The sequence below is a fragment of the Amycolatopsis sp. NBC_01488 genome, assembly GCF_036227105.1.
GTDB lineage: Bacteria > Actinomycetota > Actinomycetes > Mycobacteriales > Pseudonocardiaceae > Amycolatopsis.
In genome coordinates this window covers 2,870,854-2,885,069 of sequence record NZ_CP109434.1, presented here as the reverse complement: position 1 = coordinate 2,885,069, position 14,216 = coordinate 2,870,854, and the positions used below count along the sequence as shown (strand labels likewise).

The 14,216-nt window shown below is 70.2% G+C and carries 14 protein-coding genes; 4 read left to right on the top strand and 10 right to left on the bottom strand.

Annotation, left to right across the window (positions count from 1 at the left end; translation table 11 throughout):
- Positions 1-20: 20 nt before the first annotated feature.
- Positions 21-443 (bottom strand): organic hydroperoxide resistance protein, encoded by a 423-nt coding sequence (locus OG738_RS13980; protein WP_329054210.1) that lies wholly within the window; start codon positions 441-443, stop codon positions 21-23.
- Positions 444-639: 196 nt separating this feature from the next.
- Positions 640-1,212 (bottom strand): NADPH-dependent FMN reductase, encoded by a 573-nt coding sequence (locus OG738_RS13975; protein ID WP_329054208.1) that lies wholly within the window; start codon positions 1,210-1,212, stop codon positions 640-642.
- A gap of 127 nt (positions 1,213-1,339) precedes the next feature.
- Here OG738_RS13975 and OG738_RS13970 point away from each other — a divergent pair, with 127 nt between their 5' ends.
- Positions 1,340-2,392: an alpha/beta hydrolase gene (locus tag OG738_RS13970; RefSeq protein ID WP_329054206.1), complete on the top strand. Its 1,053-nt coding sequence runs from the start codon at positions 1,340-1,342 to the stop codon at positions 2,390-2,392.
- Positions 2,393-2,472: 80 nt separating this feature from the next.
- On the opposite strand, the gene OG738_RS13965 is transcribed toward OG738_RS13970, so the two are convergent.
- From OG738_RS13965 to OG738_RS13955, 3 genes are all read right to left on the bottom strand, one after another.
- Complete coding sequence (locus OG738_RS13965) at positions 2,473-2,997, bottom strand: hypothetical protein (RefSeq protein WP_329054204.1); 525 nt, start codon at positions 2,995-2,997, stop codon at positions 2,473-2,475.
- A 475-nt stretch (positions 2,998-3,472) separates the two neighbouring features.
- Positions 3,473-4,072 carry an acyl-CoA-like ligand-binding transcription factor gene (locus OG738_RS13960; RefSeq protein ID WP_329054203.1) on the bottom strand — a complete coding sequence of 200 codons (600 nt, stop codon included), beginning with the start codon at positions 4,070-4,072 and terminating at the stop codon, positions 3,473-3,475.
- Complete coding sequence (locus tag OG738_RS13955; RefSeq protein WP_329054202.1) at positions 4,053-5,579, bottom strand: DHA2 family efflux MFS transporter permease subunit; 1,527 nt, start codon at positions 5,577-5,579, stop codon at positions 4,053-4,055. The genes OG738_RS13960 and OG738_RS13955 overlap by 20 nt, the downstream gene beginning before the upstream one ends.
- Before the next feature lie 172 nt (positions 5,580-5,751).
- Here OG738_RS13955 and OG738_RS13950 point away from each other — a divergent pair, with 172 nt between their 5' ends.
- The gene (locus OG738_RS13950) at positions 5,752-6,888 is read left to right on the top strand and encodes an MFS transporter (RefSeq protein ID WP_329056696.1); all 1,137 of its coding nucleotides are present in this window, start codon (positions 5,752-5,754) and stop codon (positions 6,886-6,888) included.
- On the opposite strand, the gene OG738_RS13945 is transcribed toward OG738_RS13950, so the two are convergent.
- The 4 genes from OG738_RS13945 to OG738_RS13930 form a co-directional block, all read right to left on the bottom strand.
- Positions 6,889-7,269: a hypothetical protein gene (locus OG738_RS13945; RefSeq protein ID WP_329054201.1), complete on the bottom strand. Its 381-nt coding sequence runs from the start codon at positions 7,267-7,269 to the stop codon at positions 6,889-6,891.
- A 17-nt stretch (positions 7,270-7,286) separates the two neighbouring features.
- Positions 7,287-8,465, bottom strand: a complete 1,179-nt coding sequence (locus OG738_RS13940) for an RtcB family protein (protein ID WP_329054200.1) — start codon at positions 8,463-8,465, stop codon at positions 7,287-7,289.
- 87 nt (positions 8,466-8,552) lie between these two features.
- Positions 8,553-9,590 (bottom strand): aspartate-semialdehyde dehydrogenase, encoded by a 1,038-nt coding sequence (locus tag OG738_RS13935; RefSeq protein ID WP_329054199.1) that lies wholly within the window; start codon positions 9,588-9,590, stop codon positions 8,553-8,555.
- Positions 9,590-10,855: an aspartate kinase gene (locus OG738_RS13930; RefSeq protein ID WP_329054197.1), complete on the bottom strand. Its 1,266-nt coding sequence runs from the start codon at positions 10,853-10,855 to the stop codon at positions 9,590-9,592. The genes OG738_RS13935 and OG738_RS13930 overlap by 1 nt, the downstream gene beginning before the upstream one ends.
- 284 nt (positions 10,856-11,139) lie before the next feature.
- Here OG738_RS13930 and OG738_RS13925 point away from each other — a divergent pair, with 284 nt between their 5' ends.
- On the top strand, positions 11,140-11,730 hold the full coding sequence (locus OG738_RS13925) for a nitroreductase family protein (protein WP_329054195.1): 591 nt from the start codon (positions 11,140-11,142) through the stop codon (positions 11,728-11,730).
- A gap of 63 nt (positions 11,731-11,793) precedes the next feature.
- Here OG738_RS13925 and OG738_RS13920 read toward each other — a convergent pair whose 3' ends face one another.
- On the bottom strand, positions 11,794-12,189 hold the full coding sequence (locus tag OG738_RS13920) for a hypothetical protein (RefSeq protein ID WP_329054193.1): 396 nt from the start codon (positions 12,187-12,189) through the stop codon (positions 11,794-11,796).
- A 218-nt stretch (positions 12,190-12,407) separates the two neighbouring features.
- On the opposite strand from OG738_RS13920, the gene leuA reads away from it, so the two are divergent.
- A complete protein-coding gene (gene leuA, locus OG738_RS13915) occupies positions 12,408-14,168 on the top strand; it encodes a 2-isopropylmalate synthase (RefSeq protein ID WP_329054191.1) in 1,761 nt (586 codons plus the stop codon).
- Positions 14,169-14,216 lie beyond the last annotated feature (48 nt).

Genomic DNA, 14,216 nt, shown 5'->3' with positions numbered 1-14,216 from the left:
TCGTGCGGACGGGAGGCGGCTCAGACGGTGGCGGAGAGCGCGACCTCGATGTTGCCGCGGGTCGCGTTGGAGTAGGGGCACACCTGGTGGGCCTGCTCGACCAGCTGATCGGCCTGTGCCTGCTCGAGGCCCGGCAGCGAGACGTTCAGCGCGACGCCGAGGCCGAACCCGACCTCCTGCTTGAGCACGCTGACCTCCGCGGTCACGGTCGAGCCGTTCAGCGCCACCTTGGCCTGGCGGGCGACCAGCTGCAGGGCGCTGTGGAAGCAGGCCGAGTAGCCGGCGGCGAAGAGCTGCTCGGGATTGGTCTTGTCCCCGCCGGGGCCGCCCATTTCCTTGGGGATGGCCAGGGACTCGTCGATGACGCCGTCGGACGAGGTCACCTCGCCGTTGCGGCCGTCGCCGCGTGCCGTCGCCACCGCGGTGTAGATCGCCTGACCCATGCTCAGCCTGCCTTCTGTTACGGACACTCCACAGCGAGCGTCTCACTGGGCACAACATCCCGCACCCGCGGAACAGTGCCCCCACATGGCAGGCATCACGTGGAATCGGCTACCCGGCGGCCTCCGGGTGAAACGTCTGTGTTCAATCGGGGCTCCGCCCGGCCGGGGGCTCCGCCACCCGGAACCCCCGAAATCCTCATGCGGCGCGCGTCACCGCGAATTCGGCGACCTGCTGCCCGATCAGGCGAAGCGTGCGGACGCTCTTCTCGTCGGACGCGCCGCCGCCTTCGTCGAATTTGGTCTCGGCCGAGTTGATCGAACCACCCAGCGGGGTGGCCCAGCCGCGCAGCGCGTGCGTGATCGTGCGCAGCTGTTCGAGCGTCGTCACCGCGGCCTGCCAGCCGTAGGCGACGGCGGCCAGGCCGACGGGCCGGCCGTCGAGGTAGGGACGGCGGTCGTCGCGCAGGTCTTCGACGTAGTCCAGGGCGTTCTTGACCAGGCCGGACAGGGCGCCGTGGTAGCCCGGCGACACGACGATGAGCCCGTCGGCCTGCCGCACGGCTTCGATGAGCGTGGCGGCGCGCTCGTCGCGCTCCGGCTCGCCGGCGTCGTAGAACGGCAGGACCAGCTCCGATCCGGTGAGCAGCCGGGTCCGGACGCCGACTTCCGCCGCGCCGGCGAGCGCGATCTGCAGCGCGCGTTCGGACTGCGAGCCCTCCCGCAGAGAGCCGCCGATCCCGAGCACGTTGACCGTCCTGGCTGAAGTCACGTCTTTCAGGCTAACCCCTCTACTTAAGTGGATATCCAGAGTTTGGGACCGAGGCCCGCATCACAGCTGGACCTGTTACCTACTGACGAGTAACGTCCCCGGCGGCACCGACGCTCAGGAGGCAACGATGGCGATCCCGCTCCAGGTCCGCGTCCAGGCCGCGGCTTCCCAGCTCGTGTTCTGGCTGCCGACGCCGTTGCGGCGGGCGGTCGCGGGGCGCCGGGTGCGCCGCGACGGCCAGGACCTCGCGCTCGACGCCCAGCTGCTGCTCCGGCTGCAGAAGCTCGCGGGCGCCGAGCTGGTGCAGGGCTCGGTGGAGAAGTCGCGCGCACTGCTCGACGTCGGGCGGCACCTGGTCAGCGGCAAGCCGATCGAGCCGGTCTCGGTGCGGGAGATCGCCGTGCCGACACCCGACGGCGATCTTCCCGCGACGCTCTACACGCCGGTCGGACTGCCCGAGAAGTCGCCGCTGCTGGTGTTCTTCCACGGCGGCGGCTGGGTGATCGGGACGCGTGCGAGCCACGACAACGCCGTCCGCTTCCTGGCCAAGCACGCCGGCGTGCGGGTGCTGTCGATCGAATACCGGCTGGCCCCGGAGTTCCCGTTCCCGTCGGCGACGGAGGACGCGCTCGCGGCGTTCGAGTACGCGGTGGCGAAGGCGAGCGACCTCGGCGCCGACCCGGCACGCATCGCCGTCGGCGGCGACAGCGCGGGCGGCAACCTGGCGGCCGTGACGGCCCAGCAGACCGTCAAGCGCGGTGGCCCGGCCCCGGCGTTCCAGCTGCTCATCTACCCGGCGACGGACTTCGCGCGGCGGTACCGCTCGCAGGATCTGTTCGCCGAGGACCTGTTCCTGACCGACGTGCACATGAAGTGGTTCGAAGGCCACTACGTGCCGGAGGGCACCGACCTGACCGATCCGCGGCTCTCGCCGTTGCACGCCGACGACCTGAGCGGCCTGCCGCCGGCACTGGTCGTCACGGCGGGCTTCGACCCGCTGCGCGACGAAGGCGAGGCGTACGCGGAGAAACTGCGCGAGGCCGGCGTCGAGGTCGCGGTGCGCCGGCACGACGACCTGATCCACGGGTTCATCAACTTCACCGGGGTCGGCACCCGGTTCCGCGAGGCGCTGGCCGAGACGGCGGGCGCGCTGCGGCAGGGTCTGTCCAAACGGGACTGAGCCTTCCCGGTACGACGAACCCGGAGCCCGGCGCGGAGAAATGTCCGCGGCCGGGCTCCGGGCCCCCCTGTTTCCGGTAGCTACGAACCTGGAACCGGCAGTGGTGGCACCGGCAGCGGCGGCACGGGCAGCGAGCCGAGGAGGCCGCCCAGGATGCCGGTGACGGCGCCCAGCAGCGCCTTGAGCAGGTCGCTGACGATCTTCAGCGGCCCGGGCAGGTCCGGGATCGGCGGCAACGGCAGCGGCGGCAGCTGGCGCGGCGTCGCCTGGGGGTCGTTCAGCAGCCGGGTGGACTCGTCGGCCCGGCCCTTGGCCAGGCCGGCCAGCTGCTGGGTGTCGGTCTGGACCGTGTAGCGCTTGCCCGCCGCGATGTCCGCGAGCACCGGGCTCAGCTGGCCGAGGTCCGACCGCGTGGCACCGACGTTGCCCGCGTAGGCCACCTTGGTCAGGTCGTCACGCATCTGGAGCACCTGTGCGGCGAGGGCCTGGGTGCTGGAGGAACCCTTGCCCCCGTCCGGGCTCGCCGAAGCGATCCCCGCCATTCCGACCGCCAGCATGCTGCTCGCGGCTACCAGGGCGATGGATCGCCCGTACTTGCCTTTCATTTCTTACCTCCTGGCCTCGGGAGACCTGACGGGTTAAATCGATACCCCCCGTATCGGAGATAAGCCACCCGATCACCGGTTAGGGACGTTTTCTAACCCTTACGTGCCGGATGCGGAGGCGGCGAACTAGACCGCAATTGATTAACGTCGAAACCTTGCCCTTCCCCCTGAAGATCATCATGATCGATTCTTCCCATCACTGCTGGTAGTCGGCGTCCACTATGGAGCGGTTCGGTCACTCACGCGGGTGTAAACGGTGATCATTTAGCTTCATCACTCCGTCGGACTGCGTGTCGAGACTGCTCCAGACGGGGCGTCCCCCACGCTCGCACCGCCACCCACACGGTTGCCCCCCTGCTCGGGGTAGGAATGCGAAATCAATTCCGGAAAAACGGTCGAAGCGCCCGACGGCGAAAGCCGCCACCGAGGTTCTCGGTCCGGGAATCGCCTCGACGGTCGGGTGAGCGGACGGCCGTCAGAGCGGGAGGCCCGCTTCCAGGTGCGCGACCGCGCGGTCGAGCACCACCAGCGTGTCCGCTTCGGGATCCGCCGCCGCGCCCAGGAACGCCGCCATGGTCACCCCGACCACCGCGCCCGCCCAGTTGCGGACCTCGAAGTCGTCCGCCGCCCGGCCCGTCCGCTGGGCCGCCATGCCCGCCAGCAGGTCGATCCCCTCGGCGAACTGGTCCATGATCGCGCTGCGCAGCTCGGGCTCGCGGAACACCAGCAGCTGACGCTGGCGCTCGCGCTCCCAGTCCTCGCCCGAGACCTGCTCGCGGATGATGTCCACCGTCGCCCGCAGCGCGGCGATCGGGCTGAGCTCCGCCGGCTGGGCGAGCGTCGCCGCGATCAGCACCGGGTCGAACGCGTCGTACAGGACCGTCGCTTCCTTGGTCGGGAAGTAGCGGAAGAACGTGCTGGGCGAGATCTCCGCGGCCGCCGCGATCTGGTCGACCGTCGTGGCGCTGTAGCCCTGCTCCTGGAACAGCCGCAACGCGTGCCGCTGGATGGCGGCACGCGTCCTGGCCTTCTTCCGTTCCCGCAGCCCCGAGGGCTCAGCCGGCGACGACGTCATGCGCCGATTCTCGCGGCTGCGCCCGCGGGGCCGTCCGCCCGGGCAGGAACAGCAGCGCGAGCAGCGCGCCGGCCACGCCCAGCCCGGCGCACACCCCCAGCGTCGCGGCCATGCCGTCGGTGAACGCGAGCCGCGCCGACTCGCCCAACGCGGGCCGGTGGAGCTTCTCCGCCACGGCGACCGCGGCCGACGCGCTGCCGCGCACCGCGTCGGCGACCGGCGCGGGCAGGCCGTCGACGGCGACGCCGTGGCGGTAGACGCCGTTGAGGACCGTGCCCAGCACCGCGACGCCGATCGTGCCGCCGACCTGGCGCAGCACCTGGATCAACGCTGAACCGGCGCCCGAGCGGCCTTCGGTGAGCGCGCCCATCGCCATCGACATCAGCGGCGGCAGCGTGCACCCGGTGCCCAGGCCGATCACGCTCGCCCAGGCCACCGTGAAGCCGTAGCCGTCCGACGGCGCCGTCGTCGACCCCCAGGCCAGCCCGGCCGCGAGCACCGCGAACCCGGCCGTCACGACCACGCGCACGCCGACCGCGGTGACCAGCCGCTCGGCGATCTTCGCCGACACCAGCATCCCGCCGATCAGCGGCAGCAGCCGCACGCCGGTCTGCAGCGCGTCGGCGCCCTGCACGGCCTGGAACAGCTGCGGCAGCACGAACAGCAGGCCCATCAGCGCGAACGACGCCATCGTGGCGAGCACCGCGCCCCAAACGAACCGCGGCTCGCGGAACAGCGCGAGGTCGGTCAGCGGCGACGCCGTCCGGGTCTGCGCCCAGCAGAACACCGCCAGCAGCGCGAGGCCGAGGGCGATCAGGCCGTAGGTCGCCGGGTCGGCCCAGCCTTGCTCACCGGCGTAGACGAAGCCGTACGTCAGCGCGACCAGCCCGGCCGCCGAGAGCGCGATGCCCGCGAAGTCGATCGCGCCGCGGCCGGACCCGGGCGTGAGCGGTATCAGGAACAGCACCGCGACCAGGCCGGCCACGGTCAGCGGGACGTTGATCAGGAACACCGAGCCCCACGCGAAGTGGTCGAGCAGCCAGCCGCCGAGCAGCGGCCCGAGCGGGATGCCGGCGAACGTCGCCAGCACCCACGTCGTCAGCGCCTTCGCCCGCTCCTCCGGCGGGAACAGGATGTTCAGCAGCGAAAGCGACAGCGGGATGAGGAACGCGGCGCCGACGCCGAGCACGACCCGGGCGGCGATCAGCTCGCCCGGCGAACCGGAGTAGGCGCACCCGAGCGAGGCCAGCCCGAACAGCGCGAGCGCGCCGAGCAGCAGCTTCTTCGGGCCGAACCGGTCGCCCAGCAGGCCCGCCGGGAGCAGCAGCGCGGCCAGCGCGAGCGTGTAGGCGTTGCCGAACCACTGCAGCTGCGTGGTCGTGGCGCCGAGGTCGACGGCGAGCGTCGGCACGGCGACGTTCAGCACGGTCAGGTCGAGCCCGACGGTCAGCAGGCTCACCGCGAGCGCCCCCAGCGCCCACCACCTGCGTGGATGGAGTTGAGTCATAGCGACCCCCAATTGACAGTTACTACCAAATGAGAGTAGCTCTCAGAATCTCCAGGCGCTACCCGGAAATAACTTGCACGCGCGTACCACCTTGGGTTCTCATCGAGACGTGCCGTTCCAGCCGTACCGCCGGGTCCTCTCGGTCCCCCGCGTCCCGTCGACGATGGCGCTGATGTTCCTGGCCCGGCTGCCGATGACCATGAACGGCGTGCTGATGACGCTGTACGTCGTCACCGGGCTCGGCCGCGGCTACGGCGCCGCCGGGCTGGTCGGCGCCGGCGTCACCCTCGGGATGGCCCTGGGCGCGCCGCTGCTCGGGCGCTGCTTCGACCGCTACGGCCTCCGCCCGGTCGTCGCCGTCTGCGGGATCGGCACGACGGCGTTCTGGTTCGCCGCGCCGCACCTGCCCTTCGCGGCCCTCGCCGCGGTCGCGGTTCCGGCCGGGATGCTCTCGGTGCCCGCGGGCTCGCTGGCGCGGCAGATCCTGGCCGCGCTCGTCCCGGCCTCGGAACGGCGGGCGGCGTACTCGCTCGACACGATCTCGATCGAAGCGACGTTCATGATCGGCCCCGCGCTGGGCATCACGGCGCTCACGACGCTCTCGCCGACCTTCACGCTCAGCGCGCTCGGCGCGTTGTTCGGCGGCACGGCGCTGCTGATCTGGCTCATCGACCCGCCGATCCGCGAGTCGGTCGAGCCCGGCGCGTCCACGACGCGGCCACCGCTGCGGAGCTGGCTGACCGGCCGGCTCGTGGCGACGCTGCTGATCGCCGCCGGCACGCTGTTCGTGCTCGTCGGCACCGAGCTGGCGACGCTCGCGACCCTGCGTTCGCACGGCGCCATCGGCGTGACCGGGCTGGTCATCGCGGTGATGTGCGCGGCGTCGATCACCGGCGGCATCGTGCACGGCGTCGTGCGGAAGTCGCTGCCGCAGAGTGTGCTGATGCTGCTGCTCGCACTGCTGGTGGTGCCGGTCGGGCTCGCCGACCACCCGTGGTGGCTGCTGATGCTGGTGCTGATCCCGACGAACCTGCTCTGCGCGCCGACCCTCGCGGCGACCACCGAGACGGTCAGCCGGATCGCGCCGCCACAGGTCCGCGGCGAGGCGATGGGCCTGCAGGACGCGTCGACGCGCCTCGGCCTGGCGCTGGGCAGCCCGGTGGTCGGCTTCGCGATCGACCACTCGAGCCCGGCGTGGGGCTTCGCGGCGGCGGGCCTGGGTGGCCTGGTCATCGCGGCGGCCGGCCTGCTCCACCGCCGCGCGCCGGAACCGGCCGAAGAGCCGGTCCCGGCGCTGGCCGAAAGCTAGCTAGCCGCAGGCCGCGCGCAGGGCGTCGAGCTTCTTGACGTTGCGCTGCACCCACTGGGCCACCACGCCGGCGTCTTCGATGCGTTCCTTCTGCACCTCGACGTACGAGCCGGCCATGCCGAGCAGTGCGTTCTTGACGTCCTGGTCCTGGACGCTGCCCGCGAGCTCGCGCAGCCGCTTCTCCTTGTCCGCGGCACGGGCCTTGAGCTTGTCCGGGTCGACCAGCGGGTTCAGGTCCGCGAGCCCGAGCGCCTCGGTGCACACGCCCACCTTGTCCGCGGTCTTGGACCCCTGGTCGACCGCGGTGCTCACCTGGTCGCACCCGCTCAGCAGCAGTGCGGCCCCGGCCAGCAGCGCGGCCGTCGTTCCACCCCTCGTCATGGCGCCAAGGTACCGCCTCAGCCCTTGACGCAGACCACCTGCTTGAGGTGCGCCACGACCTCGACCAGGTCCGTCTGGGCCTGGATCACCGAATCGATGTCCTTGTACGCCGCCGGGATCTCGTCGACGACGCCCGAGTCCTTGCGGCACTCGACGCCGGCCGTCTGCGCCGCGAGGTCGTCGGCCGTGAACAGCTTCTTCGCCTTGGTGCGCGACATCCGGCGGCCGGCGCCGTGCGACGCCGACTGGAACGACGACGCGTTCCCGAGGCCGCGGACGATGTACGAACCGGTCCCCATGCTGCCCGGGATGATCCCGAGATCACCCGATCCGGCACGGATCGCGCCCTTGCGGGTGACGAGCAGCTCGACCCCGTCGTACGTCTCTTCCGAGACGTAGTTGTGGTGGCAGGAGATCGCCTCGTCGAAGGTCGTCTGCGGGACGACGTCCTTCAGCGCCTGCTTCACGAGCGCGACCATCGTGGCGCGGTTGCGCGCCGCGTAGTCCTGCGCCCAGAACAGGTCACGCCGGTAGGCCGTCATCTCCGGCGTGCCGGCGACGAACACCGCGAGGTCGCGGTCCGGCAGGTCCGCGTTGTGCGGCAGCTTCCGCGCGACGGCCATGTGCCGTTCCGCGAGCTCCTTGCCGATGTTGCGCGAACCCGAATGCAGCATCAGCCAGACGCGGCCCTCGTCGTCGAGGCAGACCTCGATGAAGTGGTTGCCGCCGCCGAGGCTCCCGATCTGCCGCGCGGCCCGGTCGTGCAGCTCCTGGACGCCGGTGTGCAGCTCACCGAAGCCCTTCCAGAACGCGTCCCAGCCGCCGACGCCGTGCACCTTGGCCGGGTTGACGGGCGTCTTGTGCAGCCCGAAGCCCACGGGCACGGCGCTTTCGATCCGGCGGCGCAGCTTCCCGAGGTCGTCCGGCAGGTCGCTCGCGGTGAGCGACGTCCGGACGGCGCTCATGCCGCACCCGATGTCCACGCCGACCGCGGCGGGCGAAACGGCGTCGCGCATCGCGATGACGCCGCCGACGGTGGCGCCCTTGCCGTAGTGCACGTCGGGCATCACGGCGACGCCGTGCACCCACGGCAGGTTGGCGACATTGTGCAGCTGCCGCATGGCCTGGTCTTCGACGGACGCGGGGTCCGCCCACATCCGGATCGGGACACGGGCGCCTTCGACAGCGGTGTACATGGTTTCCTCCCCTGGAAACAGTTACGCGGTGCCCAGGATCCCCCGGGCACCGCGTAACCGACAAGGCGTTTTAGTTGTCCACTGTGGTCACTGTTGCGCGATCAGCTCCGCGATCTGCACGGCGTTGAGCGCCGCACCCTTGCGCAGGTTGTCGTTCGAGATGAACAGCGCCAGGCCGCGGCCGCCCTCGACACCCTGGTCCACGCGGATCCGGCCGACGTAGCTCGGGTCGTTGCCCGCCGCCTGCAGCGGGGTCGGGATCTCCGACAGCTCGACCCCCGGCGCATGCGTCAGCAGCTCCGTCGCTCGCGCGGGCGTCAGCGGTTGCGAGAACTCCGCGTTCACCGAGACCGAGTGTCCCGAGAACACCGGCACCCGCACGCACGTGCACGACACGGCGAGACCCGGGATGCTCAGGATCTTGCGGCTCTCGTTGCGGAACTTCTTCTCTTCGTCCGTTTCGAACTCACCGTCGTCCACAATGGACCCAGCCAGCGGGAGGACGTTGAACGCGATGGGGCGGACGTACTTCTCCGGCTTGGGGAACTCGATCGCCGCGCCGTCGTGGGTCAGCAGCGCCGCGTGCTCGGCGGCCGCCTTCACCTGACCGGCCAGCTCGTCGACGCCGGCCAGCCCGCTGCCGGACACGGCCTGGTAGGTCGACGCGACCAGCCGGACCAGCCCGGCCTCGTCGTGCAACGGCTTCAACACCGGCATCGCGGCCATGGTGGTGCAGTTGGGGTTCGCGATGATCCCCTTCCGCGCTTCCTTGATGGCCTGCGGGTTGACCTCGCTGACCACCAGCGGCACGTCCGGGTCCATCCGGAACGCCGAGGAGTTGTCGATCACCGTCGCGCCCGCCTCGGCGAACCGCGGCGCCTGCGCCTTCGACGTCGACCCACCCGCGGAGAACAGCGCGATGTCCAGACCGGCCGGATCAGCTGTCGACGCGTCCTCGATCGTGATTTCGGTGTCGCGCCACGGCAGCGTCGAACCCGCCGAGCGCGCCGAAGCGAAGTACCGGAGCTCGGCGATCGGGAACTCCCGCTCCGCCAGCAGCTTGCGCATCACCGCGCCGACCTGGCCGGTCGCGCCGACCACCCCGACCCGCAACCCGTCCGCCATCAGCGACCACTCCCCGCGTAGACCACGGCTTCCTCGTCGCCGCCGAGCTCGAACGCGTCGTGGATCGCCCGCACGGCGTCGTCCAGCTGCGCGTCGCGGATCAGCACCGAGATCCGGATTTCCGAGGTGTTGATGATTTCGATGTTGACCCCCGACTGCGCCAGCGCCTCGCAGAACGTCGCCGTGACACCCGGGTGCGAGCGCATCCCGGCGCCGACCAGCGAAACCTTGCCGACGTGGTCGTCGTAGAGCACCGACTCGAAGCCGATCTCCGCCTTGACCTTCTCCAACTCCTTGACCGCCTTGGCGCCGTTGGCCTTCGACAGCGTGAACGTGATGTCCGTGCGGCCGGACACCGTGCTGGACACGTTCTGCAGCACCATGTCGATGTCGATCTCGGCGTCGGCGATCACCCGGAAGATCCGGGCCGCGGCACCGGCGTGGTCCGGCACCCCGGTGACCGTGATCTTGGCTTCGGAGCGGTCGTGCGCCACACCGGTGATCAGGGCTTGTTCCACGGGGATCTCCTCGATAGAACCGGTCACCGTCGTGCCCGGCTTGTCACTGTAGGAAGAGCGGACTCGGATCGGGACGCCGTAGCGGCGCGCGTATTCGACCGAGCGCAGGTGCAGGATCTTCGACCCGCTCGCGGCCAGCTCGAGCATCTCCTCGTAGGGGATGACGTCGAGCTTCTTCGCGTCCGGCACGATGCGCGGGTCGGCGGAGTACACACCGTCCACATCGGAGTAGATCTCGCAGACGTCGGCGTTCAGCGCGGCGGCCAGCGCGACGGCGGTCGTGTCCGAGCCACCACGGCCCAGCGTGGTGATGTCCTTCGTGTCCTGCGCTACGCCCTGGAAGCCCGCGACCAGCGCGACGTACCCCTGCTCGAGCGCCTCGGTGACGCGGCTCGGCGTGACGTCGATGATGCGCGCGTTGCCGTGCACGGACGTCGTGACGACGCCGGCCTGCGACCCGGTGAACGACCACGCCTCCGCGCCCTGCGCCGCGATGGCCATGGCGACCAGCGAGTTCGAGATGCGCTCGCCGGCGGTGAGCAGCATGTCCATCTCCCGCTCCGGCGGCGCCGGGTTGACCTGCTGCGCCAGGTCGAGCAGCTCGTCGGTGGTGTCACCCATCGCCGAGCAGACCACGACGACGTCGTTGCCCGCCTTCTTCGTGGCGACGATCCGTTCCGCGACGCGCTTGATCCGGTCGGCACTTTCCAGCGACGATCCGCCGTACTTCTGGACCACGAGGGCCACGCCCGAACCTCCTAGACGGGCCGGGTCTGCTCCCTGGTGGGCACCGAGGAGCCCCCGCGTCCCATGTTTGCAGTGGAGCCTACCGGGGCTCCAGCGGGTCGCCACCCTCTTGACGTGGGGCGGGCCCTTTCCGCGGGCGCCGCGGAAGTAAATCTTCCGTAACACCAAGGAAATGCGCGGAGCCCTTCCTCCCGAGTGATGCAGCGCACGCCTGGGTACCGTCCATCCATGCCCCCGCCGCCGCCCTCAACGGACGCGCTCCGCGCCGCGGTACCTTCCCAGTCGTGCGCAAACCAGCTGTGACGAGCGTCCCGATCGCATCCCTGATGGCCGAGCGGTGGAGCCCGCGGGCTCTCGACGAGTCCGCGTCGGTGAGTTCGGACCAGGTGCGGGCGCTGCTCGAAGCGGCTCGCTGGGCGCCGTCGTTCGGCAACACCCAGCCGGCCCGCTACCTGGTCGGCGTCCGCGGCACGCCGTCGTTCGACGCGATCCTGACGACGTTGAACTCCGGCAACCAGGCGTGGGCGCACCGGGCGAGCCTGCTCCTCATCGGCGTGACGGTGACGACGAACGAGAAGGGCGCGGTGCCGTACGCGGAGTACGGGCTGGGGCTGGCTTCGGAGAACCTCGTGCTGCAGGCGGTGGAGCTGGGGTTGGTGGCGCACCAGATGGCGGGGTTCTCGCCGGACGCGGTCCGCGCGGCGTTCTCGTTGCCTTCCGACGCCGTCCCGAAGGTGGCGATCGCGGTGGGCTCGGTGGCTTCACCCGACGTCCTGGAGGACGACAGGCGGATCGAGCGCGAGAAGTCGGAGCGGGTGCGGCTGCCGCTGGCGGAGTTCGCGTTCACCGACCAGTGGGGCACCCCGGCGCTGTGAAGTCCGGGAATGCCACCTCGAGGGACCTAGCGTCCGTGAATGTGGCATTCACTGACTTCGGGCTCAGGAACCGCCGCCCACGCGGCGGATCACCTTCGCGAGGATCCCCGACACCACCAGCCAGAAGATCGCCGCGATGCCGTAGTTCACCAGGACCCGCAGCTTCGCGTCACTCGGCGTGAACAGGTCGCTGAAGCCCAGCGCCAGGCTGTCCGCCCACGACTTCACGAACGAGACGATCCCGTTGTCCGGGTTGGCCGAGCCGACCGTGAAGATCACGTGGATCACCAGCAGCGCGGCGAAGATCAGTCCCACCCAGCGGACGATCGACGCCACCACCGAGGCGACGCGGCCTCCGGTCTGCCGCCAGTCGACCGGGGCCCGGCGGGAAACCTTCGGCTCCTCCTCCGACGAAGTCTTCGACGACGACGTCGGAGACGACTCTGCGTGCTCACCCATGCCCGCAGTTTCGCACGGCAACCGGCCAATTGCTACCCACAGGTAACCCTCGGAAGTCGACGCCCGGCTTCCCTCACGCAGCGTTCCGTGGTTATGGTGGGGCCGTGGCGCGTGCTCTCCTGCTTCGCTGCCGCGACGGGGCCTGACCGGACCGGCTCCCCGTCGCGGGGCTTCGTGGTGCCGGTCGCACCCGTCGAGCTGGAGACTCCCGAAATCGCATGAGCAAGATCCGCAAGCCTTCGCGTCCCGCGCCCGCCGACCAGCCCGCCTGGAACACCCAGCGCGGCACGTCCATGCCGGTGCACCGCTACCGCCCCTGGTACGACCTGGTCGAGAACATCGACCTGCCCGACCGCACCTGGCCCACCAAGCGCATCGACCGCGCGCCGCTGTGGTGCGCCGTCGACCTGCGCGACGGTAACCAGGCCCTGATCGACCCGATGTCGCCCGCGCGCAAGCGCAAGTTCTTCGACCTGCTGGTCCGCATGGGCTACAAGGAGATCGAGGTCGGTTTCCCGGCCGCGAGCCAGACCGACTTCGACTTCGTCCGCGAGATCATCGACGAGGGCGCGATCCCCGAAGACGTCAGCATCCAGGTGCTGACCCAGTGCCGTCCCGAGCTGATCGAGCGGACGTTCCAGTCGCTCGAAGGCGCGCCGCGGGCGATCGTCCACATCTACAATTCCACGTCGATCCTGCAGCGCCGCGTCGTGTTCCGCGAGGAGCGCGAAGGCATCAAGAAGATCGCGACACAGGCCGCGGAAATGGTCGTCGAGCTGGCCGCGAAGCAGCCGGACACCGACTTCCGCTTCCAGTACTCGCCGGAGTCCTACACCGGCACCGAGCTGTCCTACGCGCTCGAGGTCTGTGACGCCGTCACCGAGATCTGGCAGCCGACGCCGGAGAAGCCGGTGATCCTGAACCTGCCGGCGACCGTCGAGATGGCGACGCCGAACGTCTACGCCGACTCGATCGAGTGGATGAGCCGCAACCTGGCCCGCCGCGACTCGGTGATCCTGTCGCTGCACCCGCACAACGACCGCGGCACCGGCATCGCCGCCGCCGAGCTGGGCTTCCAGGCCGGCGCCGACCGGATCGAGGGCTGCCTGTTCGGCAACGGCGAGCGCACCGGCAACGTCGACCTCGTCGCGCTGGGCATGAACCTGTACAGCCAGGGCATCGACCCGCAGATCGACTTCTCCGACATGGACGAGATCAAGCGGACGGTCGAGTACTGCAACCAGCTGCCGGTACCCGAGCGCTCGCCGTGGGGCGGCGACCTGGTGTTCACCGCCTTCTCGGGCAGCCACCAGGACGCGATCAACAAGGGCCTGGACGCGCTGAAGGACGCCGCCGACAAGCAGGGCGTCCCGATCGACGAGTACCCGTGGGAGGTCCCGTACCTGCCGATCGACCCGAAGGACGTCGGCCGCACGTACGAGGCCGTCATCCGCGTGAACTCGCAGTCCGGCAAGGGCGGCGTCGCCTACATCATGAAGGCCGAGCACCAGCTCGACCTGCCGCGCCGCCTGCAGATCGAGTTCTCGAAGGTCATCCAGCGCTACACCGACTCCGAGGGCGGCGAGGTCGACCCGACGACGATGTACAACGCCTTCTCGGCCGAGTACCTGGAGCTGAAGACGCCGCTGGAGCTGGTCCGCCAGCACGTCCAGGACAACGGGGACGGCGAGTACGACATCACCGCGACCGTGAAGGTGGAGGGTGACGAGCACGAGGTCACCGGCCGGGGCAACGGCCCGATCGCGGCGTTCTTCGACGCACTGTCGACGGTCGGCTTCGACCTGCGCCTGCTGGACTACTCCGAGCACACGCTCTCGCCGGGTGACGACGCGCGCGCCGCGTCGTACATCGAGTGCGCGATCTCGGACCGGGTGTTCTGGGGCATCGGCATCGACGCGTCGATCGTGACGGCGTCGCTGCGCGCGGTCGTCTCGGCGGTGAACCGCGCCAACCGCTGAACCTGTGGGCCGCCTGTGTGTTGCTGTGAGTACCCGGTGAGCAGGACT

Bases quoted from the DNA above. Each gene is read 5' to 3' on its own strand.
- OG738_RS13960 (WP_329054203.1), bottom strand. From the start codon at position 4,072: ATGACGTCGTCGCCGGCTGAGCCCTCGGGGCTGCGGGAACGGAAGAAG.
- OG738_RS13935 (WP_329054199.1), bottom strand. From the start codon at position 9,590: ATGGCGGACGGGTTGCGGGTCGGGGTGGTCGGCGCGACCGGCCAGGTC.
- leuA (WP_329054191.1), top strand. From the start codon at position 12,408: ATGAGCAAGATCCGCAAGCCTTCGCGTCCCGCGCCCGCCGACCAGCCC.
- OG738_RS13970 (WP_329054206.1), top strand. From the start codon at position 1,340: ATGGCGATCCCGCTCCAGGTCCGCGTCCAGGCCGCGGCTTCCCAGCTC.
- OG738_RS13965 (WP_329054204.1), bottom strand. From the start codon at position 2,997: ATGAAAGGCAAGTACGGGCGATCCATCGCCCTGGTAGCCGCGAGCAGC.
- OG738_RS13955 (WP_329054202.1), bottom strand. From the start codon at position 5,579: ATGACTCAACTCCATCCACGCAGGTGGTGGGCGCTGGGGGCGCTCGCG.
- OG738_RS13940 (WP_329054200.1), bottom strand. From the start codon at position 8,465: ATGTACACCGCTGTCGAAGGCGCCCGTGTCCCGATCCGGATGTGGGCG.
- OG738_RS13950 (WP_329056696.1), top strand. From the start codon at position 5,752: ATGTTCCTGGCCCGGCTGCCGATGACCATGAACGGCGTGCTGATGACG.
- OG738_RS13920 (WP_329054193.1), bottom strand. From the start codon at position 12,189: ATGGGTGAGCACGCAGAGTCGTCTCCGACGTCGTCGTCGAAGACTTCG.
- OG738_RS13945 (WP_329054201.1), bottom strand. From the start codon at position 7,269: ATGACGAGGGGTGGAACGACGGCCGCGCTGCTGGCCGGGGCCGCACTG.
- OG738_RS13980 (WP_329054210.1), bottom strand. From the start codon at position 443: ATGGGTCAGGCGATCTACACCGCGGTGGCGACGGCACGCGGCGACGGC.